This window comes from Geotalea uraniireducens Rf4, from assembly GCF_000016745.1.
GTDB lineage: Bacteria > Desulfobacterota > Desulfuromonadia > Geobacterales > Geobacteraceae > Geotalea > Geotalea uraniireducens.
The window spans coordinates 2156640-2179573 of record NC_009483.1 but is presented as its reverse complement, the minus strand read 5'-3'; the positions used below and the strand labels follow the sequence as shown (position 1 = coordinate 2179573).

Here is a 22934-nt window from a genome sequence, read left to right as displayed (position 1 = left end):
TCCTACACCTCCATTTGATTTTGTACCTTTTCAGGCTGGTTGATTTGTTTGACTGTCCTAGCTACATAACATGAAAAAACGATTTTGCAAAAGGTATTTTTAGCGGCAAAGCAAAAAAGAGCCCGCCCCATATTTACGTGCGGTTACATATGCATTCCGCCGTTCACAGACAGCACATGACCGGTGATGTAGCCGGACTGTGCGGAAACCAGAAAATATACGGCAGCTGCAATGTCCTCGGGCTGCCCCAGACGCTCCAGGGGTATCTGCTGCAAGAGATTTTCCCTGACTTTTTCCGAGAGCACGCCTGTCATATCCGTCTCGATAAATCCGGGCGAAACGGCGTTCACCGTGATATTCCGCTTCGCAAGCTCCCTGGCCGTCGCCTTGGTGAGACCGAACATGCCGGCCTTGCTCGCACAGTAATTTACCTGCCCGGCATTCCCTATCTCGCCGACCACGGAACTTATATTGACGATCCTGCCATACCTGGCCTTGGTCATGTATTTGGCAGCCTCGCGGGTGCAGTTGAACGCCCCCTTGAGGTTGACATCCAGCACCGCATCCCAGTCCGCTTCCTTCATGCGCAACAGAAGTCCATCCCTGGTAATCCCCGCATTGTTGATCAGGATATCCACCCGGCCGAACTCTTCAATTGTCTTATGGAAAAGAGACTCGACCTCTTCCGTTATCGAAACATCAACCTTCAACGCCAAAGCCTTGCCGCCCAACTGAATAATTTCATCGGCCGTCATCCGGGCAGCTTCGAGCGATGTTGCGGTCACCACAAGGTCAGCACCTTCCGCGGCCAGTTTCAAGGCCACAGCCTTGCCGATGCCGCGCGAAGCACCGGTAATCACAGCCACCCTGCCATTGAGACTCATAATCCCTCCTGAACCAACGCCTTCAGGCTATCCACATCCTGAACGTTTCTGGTTTCAGCCGTTTTATCGATCCGTTTTACCAACCCGGCAAGTACCTTGCCCGGTCCGATCTCAACAAACGCAGTAACACCGCAAGCCGCCATCTCCTGCACCGATGCATCCCAAAGAACCGGTGCGCTGACCTGCTTGACCAAGAGCTCCTTGACGCGCTTCATGTCGCTATTGGCTTTCGCCTCGACATTGGAAACGACGGGAGCCTGCAGCGACGATATTTCAATAGCTTCCAGAACCCCTGCCAAACGCGCTCCTGCAGGCTCCATCAAACTGCTATGGAACGGTGCGCTTACCGGCAGAAGCATGGCTTTTCTGAAACCGCGGGCCTTGGCAATCTCGATGGCGCGATTCACGGCACCGCTATGGCCTGCAACAACAATCTGCCCCGGTGAGTTGAAGTTCGCCGGCGAAACGACCTCACCTTGAGCTGCTTCGGCGCAGATTTGAGCCAGTATGTCGGCTTCGACCCCAAGTATCGCTGCCATAGACCCGACTCCCACCGGCACCGCCTCCTGCATGAAGGTACCGCGTGCTCGAACAGTGCGTACTGCATCGGCAAATTGCATGGCGCCGGCTGCAACCAGCGCCGAATATTCACCGAGAGAGTGACCGGCGAGGAAATCGGCAGTCAGCGAGGTTTCCTCCTGAAGCACCCGTAGAGCAGCAATACTGACGGTAAGTATGGCCGGCTGGGTGTTGGCAGTCAGTTTCAGATCTTCTTCGGGACCTTCGAAGCAGAGTTTAGACAGCTTGAAGCCAAGGGCATCATCGGCCTCGGCAAAGACGTGTGCAGCAGCTTTGAAATTATCGGCAAGGTCTTTTCCCATGCCGGCATATTGAGAGCCCTGGCCAGGGAAAATAAAAGCTTTTTTACTCATGAAGAACCTTCCTTTTGTAGGACTACCAGCGCAGTAAAGCCGCCCCCCAGGTAAGGCCGCCGCCAAATGCATCAAAGAGAACAATATCCCCTTCCTTGATGCGTGACGAGCGATTCGCTTCATCCAGCGCTATCGGTATGGAGGCTGCGGAGGTATTGCCGTAACGGTCAAGATTGACAAAGACCCGGTCCTCGGCAAGTCCGAGTCGCTTGCCGATAGCATCGATGATGCGTCGATTCGCCTGATGCGGAATGAAGAGGTCAATGTCGGCAGGGGTCATGCCACTGGCGGCAAGCGCCTCATGGGCTACCTCTCCCATAGCCCTCACCGCCAGCTTGAAGACCTCGTTTCCCTGCATCATCAGGTAAATCAACTTGTCGTCCACGGCCTTTTGCGTGGCAGGGTTCCTGCTGCCGCATGCAGGCAGATAGAGAAGCTCCCAAAAAGAACCGTCACTGTGGATGTGCGTGGAGAGAACGCCGTTGTCACCTTCGCACGCCTCAACCACTACTGCCCCGGCGCCATCGCCGAAAAGAAGGCAGGTATTTCTGTCCGACCAGTCGATAATCCTGGAGAGCACTTCCGCGCCGATAACAAGCGCTTTTTTTACAGTACCTGTCCTGATAAACTTCTCTGCCACGGACAAGCCGTATAGAAACCCGGAGCAGGCAGCAGTAACATCAAACGCGGCTGCATTTACAGCCTTTATATTATTCTGCACCACACAAGCAGTGGCGGGAAATGGAAAATCAGGGGTCACCGTGCCGACGATGACCAGGTCCAGTTCATCCGCCTTGACCCCGGCCATCTCCAGGGCTTTCTCCGCCGCCCTGGTGGCAAATGTCGAAGTGTACTCCCCTTCACCGGCAATCCGGCGTTCCTTGATCCCGGTCCTGGTCGTTATCCATTCATCACTCGTATCAACCATCTTCTCAAGATCGAAATTGGTCAACACCTTGTCAGGAACCGCTGAACCTGTACCTGTTATCCTTGCACGCATCATGAGTCCGACCTTCCCTATCCTGCTGCTTGAACTTTTAGCATTTCGAGTTGTTGCATATACAGGGGGTAATTCTCCTGAAGCTTCTCCGCCATACGTTGATTTACACCTTTTTGCGCATACTCATGGGCAAAGCGAATGGCATTCTTGATAGCCTTGGCGTTGGAACCTCCGTGGCAAATCATGCCGACGCCGTCGATCCCCAACAGAGGTGCCCCGCCATATTCACTGTAATCGACCTTCTTTTTAAAGTTGACAAAAGCTTTGCGGGACAAAAGATAACCGATTTTTGACAACAAACTTTGCTTTATTTCGTCCTTCAGCATTTTGCCGACGGCCTCTGCAAGACCCTCGGAAAGTTTCAGCACCACATTGCCGACAAAACCGTCACAGACAACCACATCCACTATGCCGTTGAAAATATCGCGTCCCTCGACATAGCCGAAATAGTCAAGTGAGGTGTTTTTCAGTAAAGCGCTCGTTTCACGGGTCAGGTCATTCCCCTTGCTCTCCTCCTCACCATTGGAAAGGAGTCCGATCCTGGGGTTATCCACACCCATGACAAACCGTGCGTACACTTCACCCATTATTGCAAACTGCACGAGATGGAGCGGCTTGCAATCCACGTTGCCACCCACGTCCAGCACCAGTGTTTTGCCGCGCAAGGTTGGAAATATCTGGGCAATGGCAGGACGGTCAATGCCCTTGAGCCGCTTGAGAACGAACATCCCGGCAGCCATCGTTGCGCCGGAATTCCCGGCACTGACAACCGCAACCGCTTCGTCGTTCTTGACAAGGTCAAAGGCGACCCGTATGGAAGAATCCTTTTTCTTCCTGACCGCGTCCGAGGCAGAATCATGCATGCCCACTACCTCGCTGGCATGCTTGACCGTTATATCCAAGCCTTTACAATTGTACTTGGCAAGCTCCTGATTGACTCTATCAGTATCACCTACCAGAGTAACGGGAATACCAAATTCTCCGGCAGCAGCAACAGCACCCTCAACCTCGACAACGGGCGCGTTATCGCCTCCCATTGCATCGACAGCAACTCTCATATAACCCCTAGGCAGCGATTCTCAAAAAAAGAACGTTACAGAGTAAAATCATTAAAGCTCTTCGGCTTTAATCACTTCTCTGCCTTTATAGGTGCCACAGGATGGACAGACGCGATGCGGAAGTTTGGGAGCTTTACACTGGGGACAGGTGGAAACGGTTGGAGCGGTAAGGGAATCATGCGCCCTTCTCATGTTTTTACGGGATTTGGATGTCTTTTTCTTAGGTACTGCCATAATGTTTCTCCTTTTTTTACTTTTCTATCTTAATGCCTTTCAACGCACCAAATTTAAAACCGCCCTCGCTCCGATCGCAATTGCATGCGGTTTCATTCAGATTTACACCGCACTTGCTGCACAAACCGGCACAATCTTCTTTGCAGAGGGGTTTGAAAGGAATTTCCATTATGACTTGCTCCGCAACTTCAGGGGCAAAATCAATCTCGTCACCTTCATAGGACTTGGAAATAAGGTCTTCTTCAGCCAGTTCGACCTCTTCGTCAAGCGCCATCCCGGAGGCTTTTGTATAAAACACAGTAAAGGACGAAGCTATTTCCGTATCATACTCACCCAGACACAGGGAACAGTTCATCATGACAGCGGTTTCTACCTTACCGGCAACCCTGATATGATCAAATTCCCTGGCAACCGAAAAGGAAAGCCGCAATGGCGCCAGGAATTCACAGTCGCCGGCATCAACCATCGACACAAGGTCAGGATAGTCGGCAACCGGCTCCTCAGCAGTCAGAACCAGCATTTTATCTTTCAAATCAACTATGCGAACTTTCAATTTCTCACCAAGGGTAGTGCATTCAAAGCTTTTCAGTATATAGATGGAGCCGTTTTTGTCAAGGTAAAATTCCCTGAAACGGTTCTCAACTCATGAAAACCGGGTTCACTTTATTAAACCATTCGTCAATTATTTGCAAGGATAAATACCAAGAGAAGTTTTAAATGCCAGACACAATGCATTACGTCAATCAACCCGGTCATCACCTTCATCGACCGGCGCAAAACCGCGGCGCATGGTGTTTTCGGTGACCACCCGCGGTTCCATGAAATGAAGCAGATAGTCTGGTCCACCCGCCTTGGCGCCGACTCCCGACATCCTGGAACCTCCGAAAGGCTGGCGCTCAACAAGGGCGCCGGTGCAGTTGCGATTGAAGTAAAGGTTACCGACACGGAATTCCCTGCGGGCCAGGGCAAGATGCTCGGGGCTCCGGCTGAAGACCCCGCCGGTCAGGGCGTAACTGGTTGAATTGGCCCATTCGACGGCCTGCTCAAAGTCCTTGGCCCGCATGACCGCCAGGACCGGGCCGAAGATCTCCTCCCGGGCGATCCGGTGCTCGGGACGAATGCCGCCGATGATGGTCATCGGAACGAAGTATCCCTCGGAAGGAACCGGGCTTCGATACAGGATAACTCCCTCTTTCCCGCCGATTTCAATGTACTCCAGAATGCGTTTCATCGCCTTATCGTCGGCCACTGCCCCCATATAAAAAGCGGGGTTCTCCGCCGGACCGACCGATGTCGCCCGGGCCATGGACAGAAGGCGCTCGACGAATTTGTCGTAGACCCCGTCGAGTACAATGGCCCTGGAGCAGGCTGAGCACTTCTGCCCCTGGAAAGCAAAGGCGGAAAACAGGACATGGGGAACCGCCTCGTCCAGGTCGGCGTCATCGTCGATGATTATGCCGTTTTTCCCCCCCATTTCGCAGACGATCTTCTTTACTTTCGCCTGGCCGGGATGAACCTTTGCTGCCCGCTCGATGATTCTCAAGCCGACCTCCCTCGATCCGGTGAAGGCTATCAGGCTGATATGCGGATGGTCTACAAGGAAGTCGCCCATGACCGAGCTACGGCCCGGGATATAGTTAAATACCCCGGCAGGGAGGCCCGCCTCGCTGAAAATCTCGACCAGGTGGCGACCTATGACCGAAGTAAGTCCCGACGGCTTGTAAACGACGCAATTGCCGGTAACCAGCGCCGCGGAGACCATTCCCATGCTGATTGCCAGAGGGAAGTTCCATGGAGCGATGACCGCGGCCACCCCTTTGGCTTCGTAGAAATAATGGTTCGTCTCGCCAGGGGCGTGTCCGACCCGCTGGGGCTCGCCCAGGCGGATCATCTCACGGGCGTAGTACTCCAGAAAGTCGATCGCCTCGGTGACGTCCGCATACGCTTGATCCCACTGCTTGCCGATCTCCAGTACCTGCCAGGCGGAAAGCTCGAAGAGACGTCTGCGGACAGCTTGCGCGGCTTTGATCAGATACCCGGCCCGGCTGCCCGGAGCAGTGTCGCGCCAGGCCGGAAAAGCAGCCCCGGCGGCAGCAATGGCCTCCTCCACCTCGGTAGCGCCGGCCTGACAGATCAAGCCGATCACCTCGGAAGGGCCGGCCGGGTTGATGGACGGCAGCAGATCGCTTGTTTGCACATCCCTGCCGTTGATATGGAGTGGACAGGTCTTGCCGAGCTGCCTGCGCACCTCGGCAATATGCCGTGGAAAGGCCTCTCGCTGGTCCTTACAGGTGAAGTCAACCATCGGCTCGTTTTCAAATGGAGAGAGCCCGCCGGGACCCATCCGCTTCTTCTTCGGCTTGGCCGCTCGGTCTGCCAGTTCCCGTTCGGCAGTCACGGCCGGGTCCTCCAGCAGCTTCTCGATCCGGGCGCCCTCGGCAAAGGTCTGACGGAGAAACGACTCATTGGCCGTATTCTCCAGAAGACGGCGGACCAGGTAACCCATACCCGGCACCATATTGCCGTAGGGACAGTAAAGCCGGACTCTGCCGGCAACCTTGAGAATTGCCTTGCGAACCGGTTCGGCCATCCCGTAAAGAAGCTGAAACTCATAGCGCTCTTCCGGAACACTCAACTCTCCGGCCATCTCCATGACCGCGGAGATGGTGCGGATGTTGTGGGAAGCGCAGGCGAAGTGGCAGACAGCGTGGTTCTCCAGGATTTTACGGGCCTGGCGCTCGTATGCGGCATCGGTTTCGGCCTTGATGGTCCAGACCGGTACCGCCCAATTGTTCTGCCTGGTCCTGACCGTCTCGTAATCCCAGTAGGCACCCTTGACGAGGCGGATGGAAAGCGGGACGTTGTTCATTCGAGCCCAGCCGAGGAGATCGTCCAGGTCCCTGTCCGTGTCTTTCAGGTACGACTGGAGAACGATCCCCAGATGCGGGTAATCGCGATGTTCCAATCGCAGGCGGCGGAATACCTCCAGGATTATGTCCTTGAACCGGTACGACTCCATGTCGAGACAGAGAAAACCGTTCACCGCCGCCACTCTGGCGAAGATGCGCCGCAACCGGTTGAGAATGGCAACGACAGATCCCTCGAAGTCCTGCGGATTGGCCAGACAGTAAAGGGCAGTCGCCTTGACGGCCACGTTGATTTTCGGCGCATGCCCCCAGTCCAGCGCCGGATCGCCTCCCCTCCCCGGCAGCCCCTTCCACCCTCCCTGCTCCTTTTGCAGTGAATCGAGAAGATCCAGATAGGTATTCACGTAAGCCTCAGCCTCCGCTTCGGAGAGGGTCGCCTCGCCCAGCACATCGACGACGAAGGCAAAACCGTCCTTGCGCAATTTCTCAAGATTTTTCACCGTCTCCTTGCAACTCTCGCCGATGATGAACTGGCGGGCCATTTCATGTATATTGGAGGAAAGCGCCTTGTTGAGCACGGCGCTGCCGAGCGGGCCCAACATCCCGGCAACGTCGGCCCCCCACGAGACGACGGCAGGCATCTCCTGCCCGCCGCCGAAATATTCCCGGATATGATCGGCCAGAAGCCTCCCGTTGGTCAGCGTTGGGAAAACATCGACAAAACGAAACATCTGCACCTTGAAGTTTTCGTTTCTCATGCTCCAATCCATCACCTTGCCCATCCACTCCCCCTTGTTGAAAAGTGAAGGGGTTTCGCCCCTGATGCCGGCAAAGAATTCCTTACCGCGGGAGATGATTTTACTGTTCAGTTCGTTGTCCATTGTGTGTTTCCCCCTATTTTCCCCATAACAAAATCCTGCCAGCCGTATCGTCATCATTACTATTTCTACCATAAAACCATGAGCTTTCATGGGTTATGACGAATATTTCCGACAACATTTCCCGAGAACACTCACGGCAGTTGAACGCGATTTGATTCCGATTGCATTTGCACGGTAAAACGGTTAAATACATGGAACTGTTACCACCATTCCAGCTCAATGAAATCCAGCGACAGGGAGTGAGATATGAAGCGTGCCGATCTTCAAAAACCGCTGCAGCATCATCAGTTTGCCAGCGACAATTACGCCGGGATCTGCCCGGAAGCAATGCAGGCGATGGCGGAAGCAAATCGCGGCTACGCCTCATCGTACGGAGACGACTACTGGACCGGCAAGGCCTGCGAACGGCTGCGGGAGCTCTTTGAGACCGACTGCGAGGTGTTTTTCGTCTTTAACGGCACGGCAGCCAACTCTCTGGCGCTTGCTTCGCTCTGCCAGTCCTATCACAGCATCATCTGCCACGAAATGGCGCACATCGAAACCGACGAGTGCGGCGCTTCCGAGTTTTTCTCCAACGGCACCAAGGTTTTGCTGGTGCATGGTGAAAACGGAAAGGTCGATCTCGGAGAAATTGAACATACGGTTCAGCGCCGCACGGACATCCACTATCCGAAACCGCGTGCGCTGAGTATAACCCAGGCAACGGAACTGGGCACGGTCTACACCGTTGATGAAATGCAGGCGATCGGCGAGGTTGCCAGGCGTTTTTCTCTGCGGATTCATATGGACGGAGCCCGTTTCGCCAATGCCATAGCGTCCTTGAACGTCGCACCGAAGGAAATCACATGGAAAGCGGGGGTGGATGTGCTCTGTTTCGGCGGAACGAAAAACGGCTTCGCCATGGGCGAAGCCGTCATTTTCTTTAACCGCGAACTGGCATTCGAGTTCGACTACCGTTGCAAACAGGCTGGGCAACTCGCCTCAAAGATGCGCTACCTTGCCGCTCCATGGATCGGCACCCTGGAAAGCGGCGCCTGGCTGCGTCATGCTGCCCATGCCAATGCCTGCGCCCGGAAGCTGGAAAAAGAGCTGCAATCCATTGCCGGCATCAGAGTCATGTTCCCCTGCCAGGCAAACTCCGTATTTCTGGAGATGCCGCCAACGCTGATGGAAGCGCTGCGCAACCGCGGCTGGCACTTTTACACCTTCATCGGCTCTGGAGGCGCCCGCTTCATGTGCTCATGGGAAACCAGCGATGCGGACATCGCCGCTCTGGTGAAGGACATCCGCGAACTGGTGCAACAGAATACCTAGACATGGGAAAGACTACCGATTTTGATCAGATGTTATCCGCGTGCAAGATTTGATCTTGGTTAGTCACGTTACCGATTTCAGGCAATACCCGCCAGCTCCAGCCGCCCCCCCCAACGCCGCGCCAGTTCCCGGCGCAGCCCGGCATTCTCCGGGGCAACCAGCCCCCGGTCCTTTTCCACGAAGCTGAACGCTTCCATCCTCGCCTCCTCCAGAATGCGGCCGTCACGCAGGATGTTGGCGACACGAAAGTCCGGCAACCCGGCCTGACGGGTTCCGAGGAAATCTCCCGGCCCGCGTATTTCCAGGTCGGCCTCGGCAATCCGGAACCCGTCGCTGGTCGACTCCATCACCCGCAGCCGCTTTTCACCGTCCTCGGAAAGTCTGCCGGTTGTAAGGAGTATGCAGCGTGACTTGTCGCTCCCCCGCCCTACCCGGCCGCGCAACTGGTGGAGCTGGGAGAGACCGAATCGTTCGGCATGCTCGATCACCATGACGGTCGCGTTGGGCACATCGATACCCACCTCGATGACGGTGGTCGCCACGAGAATGTCGGTTTCCCGCGCCTTGAATGCGGCCATCACCGCTTCCTTCTCATCCGGCCGCATCCTGCCGTGCAGCAAGCCCACCCGCAGATCGGGGAATACGTCGCTTTGCAGCTGTTCCGCCATCTGGGCAGCCGCCTTCAGGTCCGACTTCTCCGACTCCTCAACCAGTGGATAGATGACGTAGGCCTGTCGTCCCTTTTTCACCTCTTCGCGGATAACGCCGTATACCTGGGAACGCCTTGATTCGAAGGCTATGCGTGTTTCCACCGGGGTCCTGCCGGGAGGGAGTTCGTCGATGACGGAAAGCGACAGGTCGCCGAAAACCGTCATGGCCAGTGTGCGCGGGATCGGGGTTGCCGTCATCACCAGGATGTCGGGGTTTTGCCCCTTCTTCTTCAGAATGCCCCGTTGCAGGACGCCGAAGCGGTGTTGCTCGTCGATGATCCCCAGGCCGAGCCGACGGAATTCGACCTTATCCTGGATCACCGCATGGGTGCCGATGACGACCTGGGCATTTCCCGTGGCGATCTCTTCCAGGGCGGCCTTCTTCGCCTTCCCCTTCAGGCTTGAGGTGAGGAGCGCCACCTTTACGCCCAATGCGTCGCACCAGTGATGGATATTGAGAAAGTGCTGCTCGGCGAGGATCTCGGTCGGGGCCATGATGGCGACCTGGTAATCGTTTTCCACCGCAACCAGCGCCGCCATGAGTGCCACCAGGGTCTTGCCGCACCCCACGTCCCCCTGTACGAGGCGGTGCATGGGATGGGGCGCCATCATATCGTTCTTTATCTCCGACAGGACCCGGCGCTGGGCATTGGTCAATGAGAAGGGCAAAAGCTTCAGCAGCTCCTTCGTGTATTTATGTGTTACCTGGAAGTCTATCCCCTCCTCCAGAGCGATGCCGTTTTTCTTCAAGGCCAGCCCCAGCTCCAGGAAAAAGAATTCATCGAAAGCGAGGGTTCTGTGGGCAGCAGTCGCACCGTTGTTCAGCGTCTGGAGATCCGCGTCGTTTGCGGGGAAATGGGCCGCCTGCAGCGCCTTGTCCAAAGGCATGAGATCGTGCCTGCCGATTACTTCAAGCGGGAGATGGTTTTCCACATCCGCAACAAACCTGTCCACCGCCTCCTTCATCACCTTGCGCAGGGTCTTCTGACTGAGCCCCTCGGTAAGCGGGTAAACGGGCAGAATCCTCCCGAAGCTGAGCGGGTCCCCGGCCATGACTGCAGCAAGGTCCTCCCCCTCTGGAAGCCATTCCACCTCCGGGTGATGCACCTCGCGCTGAAAGCCGTACTGCACCACCTCGCCGGTGAAGATCCCTTTCCTCCCCGGCTTCCAGATCTTTTTCATGAATGCGGGATTGAAATGGAACCACTTGAGGGTGACCGTACCGCTGCCATCGCCGACGGTCACCTCAAAGAACCGCTTCCCGCCGCGTGTCGATGCGGCATCGGCTGCAATCACCTCGGCAAAGAAGACCTCGTTGGCGCCGGGGCGCAGTCTGCCTATCTTGGCCAGGGTGCGTCGGTCCTCGTAACGATGGGGGAGCAGGAAGAGCGCATCCTCAACGACGCTGACACCCTTCTTCGCAAGGTTCTCGGCCAGCTTCGGCCCTACACCCTTGATGAACTGCATTGGAGTTTCAAGGTTCTTGCGGCTGACGGATTCGCGCAAAGGGGCTGGGGACGCAGGGGTATGGCGGGCCAAAAGAAATCCGTTTTCCGACGCTGTCAGCTCAACGGCATCCCCCGGCTTAAGTCCGAGGGCCTCCGTCACTTCCAGGGGAAGGGAGATGCGATTATCTTCAGAGAGTTTGATAATGGTCATGGCGGTCGCTGCCGCTTCAAACATCGCGGCGCAGGTACTATAGCATCGACTGTCCGATTCCGTAAGGGGAAAAATGAAGGGGCGAACCGGTCCAGCAGCTTCGCACCTTGCGCCCCCCTTGTTGAGGAGATAAACGTAGATCATGGTTGTCTTGACATGCGCACTGCAAGGGAGTTCCTGGCAGTGCAAATTACTCATCTCACGAAAATGGTTTTAACTCTTACCGTCATTGTGAATTCGATGACTATGATTCAGACGACGAAGCGATCTATTGCAATTATGGGCGGAACACCTGAACGCTGCATGGGACAAGCCGGTAAGCGTTGATTCATCCGCTGAAAAAAACTCAGCGTTGTCCGGTTTGGTTTGTGCATCAAGGTTGTTAAGCCCCATTAGGGGCGTTTGAATGTAGCCGGGGGATTCATCCCCCGGATGAGATGCTATATTTCCCCACGTCACGTACGTGACGTGATGATATTTCGCCTGGATGACCGGGGAATGAATTCCCCGGCTACCAGTATTCTGTCCCTACGGGACGTAAGCAAAAACCAAACCGGACAACGCTGAAAAAAACTAGGCTGTCCAATCGATAATATTGAGGGCGGGGATGCGTACGAATTCGCGGGTGTTGTTAGTTACCAGGGAAATTCCTAAAGATACGGCATGAGCAGCAATAAGCATATCCATGGAACCGATGGGTGTGCCTGCCTTTTCCAGAGTTGCTCGAATGTCACCGTAAACATGAGCCGCCTCTTCATCGAAAGAGACTACTTCTAAAGGGATAATAAACTCATCAAGGGCTTTGGCATTTTTTTCGCGATGTGTGCTCTTGGCAACTCCATAGCGCAATTCTGAAAGGGTAATAGAAGTAATGCCTATGTCGCCAACCTGATATTCAAGAAAACGATTGAGCACGGTTGCTGGCTGTTGCTTGATAATGTAAATGCAGATATTGGTATCGAGCAACAGTTTCATCACAAACTCTCCCGCTTGTCCAGTTCGGGCTGTACGCGTTCAACCATGAAATCGCGGGAAAACTTTTTGAGGCTGCCAAATAGTGAATTCCACGAATCGCTACGGGGAATCAACTGTACGACGTTGCCTGTCTTTTTAATGAAGACTTCGCTGTCGTCGAAGCGAAACTCTTTTGGAAGCCTGACAGCCTGACTTTGTCCATTTTGAAATATCTTTGCTGTTTTCATGATCAGCCTCCGCGGCAATATATATTTGAAGTATATATTTGGAGTATTATGATGGCAAGTGAAAATTTCAGAGCTCAGAGAATCTCCAAAAGAAAAAGGGGACAGATTTTCACCTGTCCCCTCCCTTACCTGCCGTTTTTCTCCTGAACTTAGAAAAGCGCGTTCAGGTCTCTTACCACATCGTCCACATTGAGGCCATGGGCGCCGCACCCCTGCTCCAAAGACTCATTCTGGGCCCCCATGCAGCCAACGCATCCCAGATTGTATTTGGCCAGCACCTTGACCGCATCCTGGTGCATCCGCATGACCTGCGCAAACGTCATATCCTTTGTTACCTGTTGACTCATTGTCGTTCCTCTCTTTGTTAAATTCAGTAAAAAGTAAGAAGTAAACCGGGTGTGATGCATTGTCACCGCTTACTGTTTACTACTCACTGTTTTTCACTCGTATTTGATGTCAATTATCTCGTATTCCTTCATGCCCGAAGGAACACTCACCTTGACCGTGTCGTCCAGCTTATGGCCGATGAGCGCCTTGCCGACCGGCGAAGTGCAGGACATCTTGCCGATTTTGATATCCGCCTCGTCTTCGCCCACGATCTTATAGGTGACCTCTTCCTCGGTTGCAGTGTCGTAGACGGTGACCGTAGCCCCGAAAACGACTTTGTCGGGCTTGAGGTTGGAAAGGTCCACCACATAGGCGCGGGCAAGTTTATCGGACAACTCCTGGATCCGCCCCTCGATAAATCCCTGTCGATGTTTGGCCGCATCGTATTCGGCATTCTCGGAAAGATCGCCGTGGGATCTGGCTTCCGCAATATCCTGAATCACCTTTGGCCGTTCTTCCTTTATGAGGCGTTTTAAATCCTCCTGGAGAAACTCGTAACTTTCTTTGGTCAATGGTACAGACTGAGACATCTTTTTATTACCCCTCTAAGAACTTTACAGGGCAGCCGAACCGGCCGCCCCATTGAAATTTCAAACAGATTTCGTACAACATGAAGCACTTGATGCATACGCTTCATCGTTTCATTTCAGATAATCCTGAATCGGCTTCACTGAAAGCTCTTCCTGGCGCATGGCTATGATACCGTCAACAACCGCCCTTGCTCCGGAAGCAGTGGTGTAATAGGCGATGTTGCTCACCAATGCGTTCCGGCGGATGGAAAATGAATCCGCCACCGCCTGGGCCCCCTGGGTAGTATTGATTACCATGCAGATTTCATTGTTCTTGATGGAATCAACGATGTGCGGACGCCCTTCCAGCACCTTGTTCACAACCAGGACAGGTATTCCCTTTTCCTGTAGATAGGCAGCGGTTCCGCGGGTGGCAACCAATTCAAAGCCGTTATCATACAGTTTTTTTGCTGCGCTGACAATATGTTTTTTATCGGCATCGCGCACACTTATAAACACTTTACCGCTGGTGGGAAGTTTGACTCCCGCCCCCAGCTGGGCCTTGGCAAACGCCTTGGCGAAATTATCGTCGATGCCCATTACCTCGCCGGTGGATTTCATCTCCGGGCCGAGGATGGTGTCGACGCCGGGAAATTTGACAAAGGGAAACACCGCTTCCTTGACCGAAATATGGGTCGGCTCGATTTCCTCGGTAATTCCCAGCTCCCGCAGCGTTTTGCCGCTCATGATCCGGGCCGCCAGCTTGGCGAGCGGCCTGCCGGTCGCTTTCGAGACAAAAGGAGCGGTACGGGAAGCGCGCGGATTCACCTCGAGTATGTAGATCACATCATCCTTGATGGCATACTGAACATTCATCAGCCCCCTGACGTTCAGTTCAAGCGCCATCATTTTGGTCTGACGCCTGATCTCGTCGGCAATCTCCCGGGAAATGGAATAAGGAGGAAGGGAACAGGCGGAATCGCCGGAATGGATGCCGGCCTCCTCAATATGTTCCATGATGCCGCCGATTACCGCCTCCGTGCCGTCACAGAGGGCGTCCACATCGATTTCAATCGCCTCGTCGAGGAATTTGTCGATCAGGATCGGGTGCTCGGGTGAAGCCTGGACTGCGGTATGCATGTAACGGCGCAGATTGTCCACATCATAGACAATCTCCATGGCGCGGCCGCCGAGGACGTAGGAGGGGCGGACCACAACCGGATAGCCGATGCGGTCAGCCACCTTTTCCGCCTCCTCGAAAGAACGGGCCGTGCCGTTCTCGGGCTGACGGAGTCCTAACTTATGGAGCATTTCCTGAAACCGCTCCCGGTCCTCTGCCCGGTCGATGGCGTCGGGTGAGGTGCCGATTATGGGAACGCCGGCCTTTTCCAGGGACACTGCCAATTTTAGCGGCGTCTGGCCACCGAACTGGACGATCACCCCTTCAGGCTTTTCCAGCTCTACGATGTTGAGAACATCCTCATAGGTAAGTGGTTCGAAGTAGAGGCGATCTGACGTATCGTAGTCAGTGGAAACCGTCTCAGGATTACAGTTGACCATGATGGTTTCATAGCCGTCTTCAGCCAGGGCAAAAACCCCGTGAACACAGCAGTAGTCAAACTCTATCCCCTGGCCGATGCGGTTCGGTCCGCCGCCGAGGATCATGATCTTTTTCCGGTCGGTGGGTTCAGCCTCGCACTCCTCTTCGTAGGTGGAATAGAGGTAGGGGGTGTAGGCAACGAACTCGGCGGCACAGGTATCCACGCGCTTGAAGACCGGCTTGATCCCCAACGACAGGCGAAGCTGCCGAACCTCGTCCTCGGTTTTACCCCACAGGTTGCCGAGATGCTTGTCGGAGAAGCCGTACTGCTTTGCCTCCCTGATGACCTCCTTCAGATTGTCGTTTGCCTCTTCTTCAACATTGACCTGCTTCAGCTCATCCTCTTTGTCGATGATCTGCTTGATGTTGTGGAGGAACCATGGATCAAATGCGGTTACCGCAAAGATCTCCTCCACGGTCATGCCGCTGCGGAAGGCGTCTCCCAGGTACCAGAGCCGCTCCCAATTGGGGGTGCGCAGCTTTTCCATGAGCAGTTGCTGTTCCTTGCCGGTCAATGCCCGCCGCGTTTCGGCTTTTGAGTCGAAAAGCCGCGACTCGAAGCCCGAGCTTCCGATCTCCAGGGAGCGAATCGCCTTCTGCAGAGATTCCTTGAAGGTACGGCCGATGGCCATAACCTCCCCCACCGACTTCATCTGGGTGGTAAGGGTGGCGTCGGCGGCAGGGAATTTCTCGAAGGTGAAGCGTGGTACCTTGGTCACCACGTAGTCGATGGTCGGCTCGAAGCAGGCCGGGGTCTCCCGGGTAATGTCGTTGGTGATCTCGTCGAGTGTATAGCCGACTGCCAGCTTTGCTGCAATCTTGGCGATGGGGAAGCCGGTCGCCTTGGAGGCAAGGGCAGAACTGCGGGAGACCCGCGGGTTCATCTCGATCACCACGAGGCGGCCGTCCCGGGGGTTGATGCCGAACTGGATGTTGGAGCCGCCGGTATCGACACCGATCTCGCGGATGATCTTCAGCGAAGCATCGCGAAGAATCTGATATTCCTTGTCGGTCAGGGTCTGGGCCGGCGCGACGGTAATGGAATCGCCGGTGTGCACACCCATCGGGTCGAAGTTCTCGATGGAGCAGATGATCACCACGTTGTCCGCGGTGTCGCGCATCACCTCGAGCTCATACTCCTTCCAGCCGATGACCGACTCCTCAATGAGAATCTCGCTGGTGGGCGAAGCCTCGATACCGGCCACGGACATCTTTTCGTATTCTTCCATGTTGTAGGCGATGCCGCCGCCGGTGCCGCCGAGGGTAAAGGATGGGCGGATGATGGCGGGAAAGCCGATCTCCTTGATGATTTCCATTGCTTCGGCATGATTATGGGCCAAGCCGGAACGTGGCACCGTAAGGTTGATCCGCTGCATCGCCTCCTTGAACAGGGTCCGATCCTCGGCCATCTTGATGGCCGGGAGCTTGGCGCCGATGAGTTCCACGCCGTATTTTTCAAGCACCCCGCTCTCGGCCACCGCCACAGCCGTATTGAGGGCAGTCTGGCCGCCAAGGGTAGGCAGGACCGCATCGGGGCGCTCTTTTTCGATAATCATGGCGAGGATCTCCGGGGTGACCGGCTCGATGTAGGTGCGGTCGGCAAAGTCCGGGTCGGTCATGATGGTGGCCGGGTTGCTGTTCAAGAGCACCACCTGGAAACCTTCCTCCTTGAGCGCCTTGCACGCCTGGGTGCCGGAATAGTCGAACTCGCACGCCTGGCCGATGACGATGGGACCTGCGCCGATGATGAGGATCTTCTTGATGTCGGTACGTTTTGGCATTACTACTTTCTCCTTAAACTGCTTGGTTTGTTTCCGTCATAATTTTGCTCAGTCGCCGGGATGTTTGGATATATCTTTCAATCGGACGAACACGAGGTTCGCCCCTCCGTCCCGAATCACTTCCCGCAGCACTTCTTGTATTTCGCGCCGCTTCCGCAAGGACAGGGATCATTGCGCCCGATCTTCTGTGTGGCGCCGAACATGCCATGGTGTATGAAGGGACCGGGGAGGTTCAGAAATCTCTTGAGATCGTTATAGTCACCGACATAGTTGCTGACAAAGGAACGCCGCTCGGAATGGTTCAGATGACACCAGACGATGTCCGGAAGCTGGTCCACCCCTTTCTGGAGCGCTAGAAACCCCCTTCTGGCGTCTTCGTCCCGTCCCGCCAGGTACGACAGGCCGTACCACCCCTCGATCAGCATCGGATTCAGCCCGACCGCGGCTTCGTAACAGAGGCGCGCCCCGTCGAATCTCTTCACCGCGCGGTAGATGTTCCCCAGGCCGATATGATGCTCGCCTTTGCCCGGCTCCTCCCGGATCTGCTCACGGTAGAGGTCGATCCCCTCCTGAAGCCCCATCTCTCTTCCCATAACTGACAATTTTGGCAGAAGATTGAGGGGTGAACGGTCAAGGGCTTCCCTCGCCTCCCTCTTGTCCTGGATACATGTAATCCGCATCAATTCGGCAGTAATGCAAAATGCGCCGAGATTTGTCGGATCGAGGGTATCTTCCGCGCCGCAGGCGATACAGCGCAGTTCATCGGCGACAAACGGTTTGTGCGATGACTCGGTAATGTACACCGATCCGACATCGTAACGGGCGATATCGCCGCAGGCCCGGCAAGCCATCTCCATGTGCAGCATGGCGGGAACAGACGCGGCAAGCTCCCCCGCATCAAACTGTTCCCGCCGCCGGGCCTTTTCCCGCTGCTGTTCATTGTATAACGCCTCCAGGGCCGACAGTTCGTCGGAACTCGTGCCGTGGAGCTTGGCAAGGGTAAGATAAGCGGAATCCACGAGCTCCTGCCCCTTGCCGGTCAATGGCTTGAGACGTTCCATGAAACGGGGGTCGGCAACCGATTCAACCAGGTTCATCGCCGTTTCCTTGTCCTCTTTCACCAGTTCGTCGAAGTGGGCGTCCAGGTAAGCTCCAACACTTTGGCCGCCGATGCGCTCCAGTGCGCCCACAAGGTAGTGAAAGCTTCCTTCCGGCCCCTTTTCCAGTGCGTCGATGATATCCCCGGCAACGGTCTCGCCGTAGCGGATCAGTACGGCCGTTATCGTCTCGCTCAGCCTGTCGAAATCGGATCCCAGATGCTTCAAGAGAACCGGCACGAATTCACGGTAACCCAAGAACCCCATCAGCTCCACAATCCGCAAGGCCCCATAGCGGTCATGATATTTTTCAAATGATTCTATCAGTCGTGACGTCGCATCTTCGCGGGGAAGCGCGGCGAACATCTCCACGATTCCATCGGGCAGCTCGATATCCGGCAGATCGACGGTCAGATAGGCCAGCGCGGCGTCAGGACCGCCGGCAGGCGCCCAGGGCTCGGCAATCCAGTGAGCCGCGGCAATGCAGGCCGGAAAGAAGGAGAACAGGGCAGCGGTGTTGTCATGGTTATCCAGATCGGGAATGCCGCTCCACTCTTCCCCCAGAAATTCCAGCGCGCTCACGGCACGTTCGGGGAGGTCGCTCTTGCGGCGGTCGAAGAACTCCAGGGCCGACAGGTGCTCCAGGTTGCCGAGTGAATCGACCACCCTGTCCAAGTCGGCGGCAAAGGAAGCGTCCGGCAGAAAAGCGGCAAGCTCGGAGAACACAGGGACGGAATACCCTTCAAAGCGGTCGGTCATAAGGTCGCACGGGGCAAATTCCCCGGTGAATATCTCGGAAAGTTCGAGAATCGCACGGTCAATGTCCCGGGTTTCTCCGTAGGGGAGGGCCTTGGCGATGACTGAGAGGAGCTCGGGACACCGGGGATGATCGACGCTCCAGGCAAGCCTGTAGACCGGAAGGGTTATTAACTGGTCAAAACTTGGCGTTTTGCCGTTCCTGAAGGCAAGCTCCATGACCGCCTCCGCGACACCACTGCGGTGCGGCTCCGGCAGATCGATGGCGGTGGCGAGAATCGCGTACATTCTGTCGGAAATTCTTGTGTCGCCATGGAGATAGGCAACGAACAGGTCCACGGCGCGACCGGGCAAATGTCTCACCAGCAGCTCCGCCGACGGGAAGGCGCACAGGCTCGGGAGCTCGACCCAGTTATCCGCGAGGCAGTGGAGATGGGGAACGACGAGGTCTTCCGGCAAATCCCTGATGAGCCTCACCATCAGGATGTCGTCATCGAACGTCGCGAGCAAGGAGCGCACCGTCAGTTCAGGGAATAGGACGCGTGCTATCGCATCCGCACCGCTCTCCCCGCGCTCCTTGATATTCTTTATGCGGTCAAGCGCCCAATGTGCCACGAAATGATCGCGTGTATTTATATGTTCTATTGGTATTGATGCCAGATTCATTACATTACGGCCCACTGTTCTTCCCCTCTTTTCAGCTCGGACAGCAGCACTATATTCGTCATAATCTCACCATGAATTCCTCGCGTGCAGCGATTACGAAAGATACCGTCGAACGACCGCGGCGAGAAAATCCTCCAGGTCTGTTATGCCTGTTGCAGCGGCCTGATATGCAACGTTGAAATCGAGATCGAGGTATCCGTGTACGCAGACATTGCGGAAGCCCACCGCCTTCACGAGACGTTGGGTCAGATCAACGGTGATTACCCCCTTCTCCTGAAGCCGGTAGAAAAACTCGTTCATCGATCCTGCAGCTCCCATCCGCTCGTCGCTGATGATATGGGCTGCAATGTCCACACATGTCTGGATCGCCTGGATGAGGTTGAAAAGGACCAGATCCTGAAGGTCCCGGTCGGTTTCGAAAGTTGCAAAGGAAGCCGGAAGCTTTTCCCTGACCCTTCCAATGAACTCCTCCGCCATCATCATCTTCGCCGTCAATAGTGAATGCTTAACCATTATCTACCTCGCCATACCGCTCCACTAGTTTTCGCCTAAACAGCTCCGAATAGTAGCTGAACTCCGCGATGAGCGGTATCTTCCTGGCCACGAAGGCGTCCAGCGCCTCCTCGTCACGCACGAAAACCATGACACCTTCACGCAAAACCTCACCCAGCACCAGCTCTCCAGCATCGTTTATGACCAGGACATGAGGTTCTTTCCTCGTCAGAAAGGACAAACCGCTGTAGTAATCCATCCTGAGACTGCCATAATGGGATCTCGGTACCGAAACGTCGAGCAGAAACGCCAGGTCAACGTCGCTGTCGGAGCGCGCCTCCCCTCTGGCATAAGAACCATAAAGGTAACAGGCCGCTATTTCGGCGCGTCCGGCGCAGTAATCGGCAACGATTTTTTCTATATCCGTAAGATCCACGCTATCCTCTAAAAATGAAGAACACTGCCCCCGCCAGACAGCAACCCGCCCAGAGGTAATCCATCTTCAGCGGCTGCCCCATGTAATAGACCGCAAACGGCACAAAAATGCTGAGGGTGATCACTTCCTGGATGATCTTCAGCTGGGCCAGACTGAACCGGCCGTAACCGTAGCGGTTGGCCGGCACCTGCACCAGGTACTCGAAGAAGGCGATCCCCCATGAGACCAGCACCGCAATGAGCCAGTGCCTGGTGCGCAGGTTCTTCAGGTGCGCATACCAGGCAAAGGTCATGAAGACATTGGACAGCATCAGCAATACTATCGTTCTCATTCCTGCACCCAGCCGTTTTCCAGCCCCGACTCTTCCAGGGCCGCCACGGCTTCCTCGTACTCCTCGTCACTGATTTTCCTGTCGATGCCCGGTGTCCCGGCAGCCAGATGGGCCGGGAAAAACTGCCGCATGAGGGAAATATGGGTTTCCCGGCCGAGATTATCGGCGATCCAGCGCAGTGTCTCGCGGCTGCCGTCGTTTCCCTCGGGAAGAACCAGATGGCGGATGATGAGGCCGCGCATTGCTATCCCCTCCCCGTCCAGTTGCAGATGCCCCACCTGCCGGAGCATCTCTTTCACTGCGGGACGGTTGATCTTCCGGTAGTTAGGGGCAGACGAGAAGTTCATCGCCGGCTCGTCGGCCGCGTACTTCATGTCCGGGAGAAAAATATCCACCACACCGTCCAGCAGCTCCAGCGCATCCACCCGCTCATAACCGTTGGAGTTCCAGACGACGGGGAGCCGGAATCCCTCCTTGACCGCCAGGTAAAAGGCAGCCAGGAACTGGGGGAGAAAATGGCTAGGGGTAACCAGGTTGATGTTGTGAACCCGCTGTCGCTGGAGTTTCATCATTCGGGACGCCAGCTCCCTGGTCGTCATCTCCTCGCCGTTGCCGAACTGGCTGATGGGGAAATTCTGACAAAAGCGGCAGGCCAGGTTGCAGTTGGAAAAGAAGATCGTCCCCGACCCGTGACTGCCGGAAATGGGTGGCTCTTCTCCACGATGGACATTGGTTGAGGCCACCTTGGCATGCGCCCCGCTCCGGCAAACGCCGGTCTCCCCCGCCAGCCGGTTCACCCGGCAATCGTGGGGACAAAGATCGCAGCTCCTGAGACGGACATAGGCCGCCTTTACCCGCCGGAGCAATTCACCTGAATTGTAAAGATCAAGGTAGTGCATACTCCTTACTTCAGTCGGCGGTCGGCAATCGGCGGTCGGCAGTAAACCTGAAACGCGTTTACCGCCGACTATCGACCGCCGACCATCTACCGATTCGTCTCCATCATCTCCACGAACCGGCCAAACAGGTAATGGGAGTCGTGGGGTCCGGGAGACGCCTCCGGGTGATGCTGCACGGAGAAGATCGGCAGTTCCTTGTGCCGCATCCCTTCCACGGTCTGGTCATTGAGGTTCTCGTGGGCAAGTTCGCAGGCATGGGAGAGCGAGACGATATCCACGGAAAAGCCGTGGTTCTGGGCGGTGATCTCCACCTTCCCCGTTGCCAGGTCCATGACCGGCAGGTTGGAACCATGATTGCCGAACTTGAGCTTGACGGTACGACCGCCGAGGACAAGACCCAGGAGCTGATGACCGAGACAGATACCGAAGATCGGCTTCTTGCCGACGAATTTCCTGATATTTTCGATCACGGCGTGCATTGGTTCCGGGTCGCCCGGGCCATTGGAGAGGAAGATCCCGTCCGGCGCCATGGCTAAAGCCTCTTCGGCCGGGAACGTTGCCGGCACCACCGTCACGTCGCATCCGGCGGAGACCAGGCAGCGGAGGATATTGAACTTGATGCCGAAATCGTAGGCCACCACCTTGTATTTCAGGTCTTTGGACGCTGCCTGGCGATACCCTTCGCCCAATTCCCAGAGCGCCTCGCTCCAGTGGTAGGGTTTGTCGCAGCTGACGCCGCTCGCCAGGTCGAGGCCGGCCATGCTCGGGATCGACCGCACCTTCCGCACCAGGCTCTCGGGGTCGAAATCGACGGTGGAGATGATGCCATTCTGGGCCCCTTTGTCGCGCAGATGGCGGGTCAGGGCGCGGGTATCGAGCCCCTGGATGCCGACCACGCCGTTTTCCTTGAGGTAGGCATCCAGACTCATGGTCGCCCGCCAGTTGGAATAGCAGTCGTGGTACTCCTTGACGATGAAGCCGGAAAGATAGAGCTGGTTGCTCTCGATATCCTCCGGATTGATGCCGGTGTTGCCGACCTGGGTGTAGGTCATGGTGACCATCTGCCCTTTATAGGAAGGATCGGTAAGAACCTCCTGGTAACCGGTCATGGCGGTGTTGAACACCACCTCACCGGTTGCTTCGCCGGATGCGCCGAAGGACCTGCCTTTGAAGATGCGCCCGTCAGCGAGTGCGAGTACTGCTTTCATGAATATCTCCCGTACGTAAATTTTCCCATGC

The 22934-nt window shown here is 55.7% G+C and carries 20 protein-coding genes; 1 reads left to right on the top strand and 19 read right to left on the bottom strand.

Features of this window, described 5'->3' with window-relative positions:
• Positions 1-143 precede the first annotated feature (143 nt).
• From fabG to pruA, 7 genes are all read right to left on the bottom strand, one after another.
• Entirely contained in the window at positions 144-884 is a 741-nt protein-coding gene (gene fabG, locus GURA_RS09505) for a 3-oxoacyl-[acyl-carrier-protein] reductase (RefSeq protein WP_011938770.1), read from the bottom strand.
• On the bottom strand, positions 881-1816 hold the full coding sequence (fabD, locus tag GURA_RS09500) for an ACP S-malonyltransferase (protein ID WP_011938769.1): 936 nt from the start codon (positions 1814-1816) through the stop codon (positions 881-883). Before fabD ends, fabG begins: the two co-directional genes overlap by 4 nt.
• Positions 1817-1838: 22 nt before the next feature.
• On the bottom strand, positions 1839-2819 hold the full coding sequence (locus GURA_RS09495; protein ID WP_011938768.1) for a beta-ketoacyl-ACP synthase III: 981 nt from the start codon (positions 2817-2819) through the stop codon (positions 1839-1841).
• Positions 2820-2833: 14 nt separating this feature from the next.
• A complete protein-coding gene (gene plsX / locus GURA_RS09490) occupies positions 2834-3874 on the bottom strand; it encodes a phosphate acyltransferase PlsX (RefSeq protein ID WP_011938767.1) in 1041 nt (346 codons plus the stop codon).
• A 51-nt stretch (positions 3875-3925) separates the two neighbouring features.
• Positions 3926-4108 (bottom strand): 50S ribosomal protein L32, encoded by a 183-nt coding sequence (gene rpmF, locus GURA_RS23385; RefSeq protein ID WP_011938766.1) that lies wholly within the window; start codon positions 4106-4108, stop codon positions 3926-3928.
• A 16-nt stretch (positions 4109-4124) separates the two neighbouring features.
• Positions 4125-4661: a YceD family protein gene (locus tag GURA_RS09485; protein ID WP_011938765.1), complete on the bottom strand. Its 537-nt coding sequence runs from the start codon at positions 4659-4661 to the stop codon at positions 4125-4127.
• Between the two features lie 186 nt (positions 4662-4847).
• Complete coding sequence (gene pruA / locus GURA_RS09480; RefSeq protein WP_011938764.1) at positions 4848-7856, bottom strand: L-glutamate gamma-semialdehyde dehydrogenase; 3009 nt, start codon at positions 7854-7856, stop codon at positions 4848-4850.
• Positions 7857-8102: 246 nt separating this feature from the next.
• Here pruA and GURA_RS09475 point away from each other — a divergent pair, with 246 nt between their 5' ends.
• On the top strand, positions 8103-9170 hold the full coding sequence (locus GURA_RS09475; RefSeq protein WP_011938763.1) for a threonine aldolase family protein: 1068 nt from the start codon (positions 8103-8105) through the stop codon (positions 9168-9170).
• Between the two features lie 77 nt (positions 9171-9247).
• Here GURA_RS09475 and recG read toward each other — a convergent pair whose 3' ends face one another.
• From recG to carA, 12 genes are all read right to left on the bottom strand, one after another.
• Positions 9248-11539, bottom strand: coding sequence for an ATP-dependent DNA helicase RecG (gene recG, locus GURA_RS09470; RefSeq protein WP_041245875.1), 2292 nt, complete (start codon positions 11537-11539; stop codon positions 9248-9250).
• A gap of 573 nt (positions 11540-12112) precedes the next feature.
• Complete coding sequence (vapC, locus tag GURA_RS09465; RefSeq protein ID WP_011938761.1) at positions 12113-12514, bottom strand: type II toxin-antitoxin system tRNA(fMet)-specific endonuclease VapC; 402 nt, start codon at positions 12512-12514, stop codon at positions 12113-12115.
• Positions 12514-12741: a type II toxin-antitoxin system antitoxin VapB gene (gene vapB, locus GURA_RS09460; protein ID WP_011938760.1), complete on the bottom strand. Its 228-nt coding sequence runs from the start codon at positions 12739-12741 to the stop codon at positions 12514-12516. Before vapB ends, vapC begins: the two co-directional genes overlap by 1 nt.
• A 149-nt stretch (positions 12742-12890) precedes the next feature.
• Entirely contained in the window at positions 12891-13088 is a 198-nt protein-coding gene (locus GURA_RS09455) for a DUF1858 domain-containing protein (protein ID WP_011938759.1), read from the bottom strand.
• Positions 13089-13181: 93 nt separating this feature from the next.
• Positions 13182-13658, bottom strand: a complete 477-nt coding sequence (gene greA / locus GURA_RS09450) for a transcription elongation factor GreA (protein ID WP_011938758.1) — start codon at positions 13656-13658, stop codon at positions 13182-13184.
• Positions 13659-13769: 111 nt separating this feature from the next.
• Entirely contained in the window at positions 13770-17018 is a 3249-nt protein-coding gene (gene carB / locus GURA_RS09445) for a carbamoyl-phosphate synthase large subunit (protein WP_011938757.1), read from the bottom strand.
• 116 nt (positions 17019-17134) lie between these two features.
• On the bottom strand, positions 17135-19486 hold the full coding sequence (locus tag GURA_RS24930) for an SEC-C metal-binding domain-containing protein (RefSeq protein ID WP_232278994.1): 2352 nt from the start codon (positions 19484-19486) through the stop codon (positions 17135-17137).
• 144 nt (positions 19487-19630) lie between these two features.
• Complete coding sequence (hepT, locus tag GURA_RS09435) at positions 19631-20050, bottom strand: type VII toxin-antitoxin system HepT family RNase toxin (RefSeq protein WP_011938755.1); 420 nt, start codon at positions 20048-20050, stop codon at positions 19631-19633.
• Positions 20043-20465, bottom strand: coding sequence for a type VII toxin-antitoxin system MntA family adenylyltransferase antitoxin (mntA, locus tag GURA_RS09430; protein WP_011938754.1), 423 nt, complete (start codon positions 20463-20465; stop codon positions 20043-20045). The genes hepT and mntA overlap by 8 nt, the downstream gene beginning before the upstream one ends.
• Before the next feature lies 1 nt (position 20466).
• On the bottom strand, positions 20467-20796 hold the full coding sequence (locus tag GURA_RS09425; RefSeq protein WP_011938753.1) for a DMT family protein: 330 nt from the start codon (positions 20794-20796) through the stop codon (positions 20467-20469).
• Entirely contained in the window at positions 20793-21695 is a 903-nt protein-coding gene (locus GURA_RS09420; RefSeq protein WP_011938752.1) for a radical SAM protein, read from the bottom strand. Before GURA_RS09420 ends, GURA_RS09425 begins: the two co-directional genes overlap by 4 nt.
• An 86-nt stretch (positions 21696-21781) precedes the next feature.
• Positions 21782-22903, bottom strand: coding sequence for a glutamine-hydrolyzing carbamoyl-phosphate synthase small subunit (gene carA / locus GURA_RS09415; RefSeq protein ID WP_011938751.1), 1122 nt, complete (start codon positions 22901-22903; stop codon positions 21782-21784).
• Positions 22904-22934 lie beyond the last annotated feature (31 nt).

Coding starts and splice junctions, on each gene's coding strand:
- fabG (WP_011938770.1), bottom strand. CDS start 884: ATGAGTCTCAATGGCAGGGTGGCTGTGATTACCGGTGCTTCGCGCGGC.
- fabD (WP_011938769.1), bottom strand. CDS start 1,816: ATGAGTAAAAAAGCTTTTATTTTCCCTGGCCAGGGCTCTCAATATGCC.
- GURA_RS09495 (WP_011938768.1), bottom strand. CDS start 2,819: ATGATGCGTGCAAGGATAACAGGTACAGGTTCAGCGGTTCCTGACAAG.
- plsX (WP_011938767.1), bottom strand. CDS start 3,874: ATGAGAGTTGCTGTCGATGCAATGGGAGGCGATAACGCGCCCGTTGTC.
- rpmF (WP_011938766.1), bottom strand. CDS start 4,108: ATGGCAGTACCTAAGAAAAAGACATCCAAATCCCGTAAAAACATGAGA.
- pruA (WP_011938764.1), bottom strand. CDS start 7,856: ATGGACAACGAACTGAACAGTAAAATCATCTCCCGCGGTAAGGAATTC.
- GURA_RS09475 (WP_011938763.1), top strand. CDS start 8,103: ATGAAGCGTGCCGATCTTCAAAAACCGCTGCAGCATCATCAGTTTGCC.
- recG (WP_041245875.1), bottom strand. CDS start 11,539: ATGACCATTATCAAACTCTCTGAAGATAATCGCATCTCCCTTCCCCTG.
- vapC (WP_011938761.1), bottom strand. CDS start 12,514: ATGAAACTGTTGCTCGATACCAATATCTGCATTTACATTATCAAGCAA.
- vapB (WP_011938760.1), bottom strand. CDS start 12,741: ATGAAAACAGCAAAGATATTTCAAAATGGACAAAGTCAGGCTGTCAGG.
- GURA_RS09455 (WP_011938759.1), bottom strand. CDS start 13,088: ATGAGTCAACAGGTAACAAAGGATATGACGTTTGCGCAGGTCATGCGG.
- greA (WP_011938758.1), bottom strand. CDS start 13,658: ATGTCTCAGTCTGTACCATTGACCAAAGAAAGTTACGAGTTTCTCCAG.
- carB (WP_011938757.1), bottom strand. CDS start 17,018: ATGCCAAAACGTACCGACATCAAGAAGATCCTCATCATCGGCGCAGGT.
- hepT (WP_011938755.1), bottom strand. CDS start 20,050: ATGGTTAAGCATTCACTATTGACGGCGAAGATGATGATGGCGGAGGAG.
- GURA_RS09425 (WP_011938753.1), bottom strand. CDS start 20,796: ATGAGAACGATAGTATTGCTGATGCTGTCCAATGTCTTCATGACCTTT.
- GURA_RS09420 (WP_011938752.1), bottom strand. CDS start 21,695: ATGCACTACCTTGATCTTTACAATTCAGGTGAATTGCTCCGGCGGGTA.
- carA (WP_011938751.1), bottom strand. CDS start 22,903: ATGAAAGCAGTACTCGCACTCGCTGACGGGCGCATCTTCAAAGGCAGG.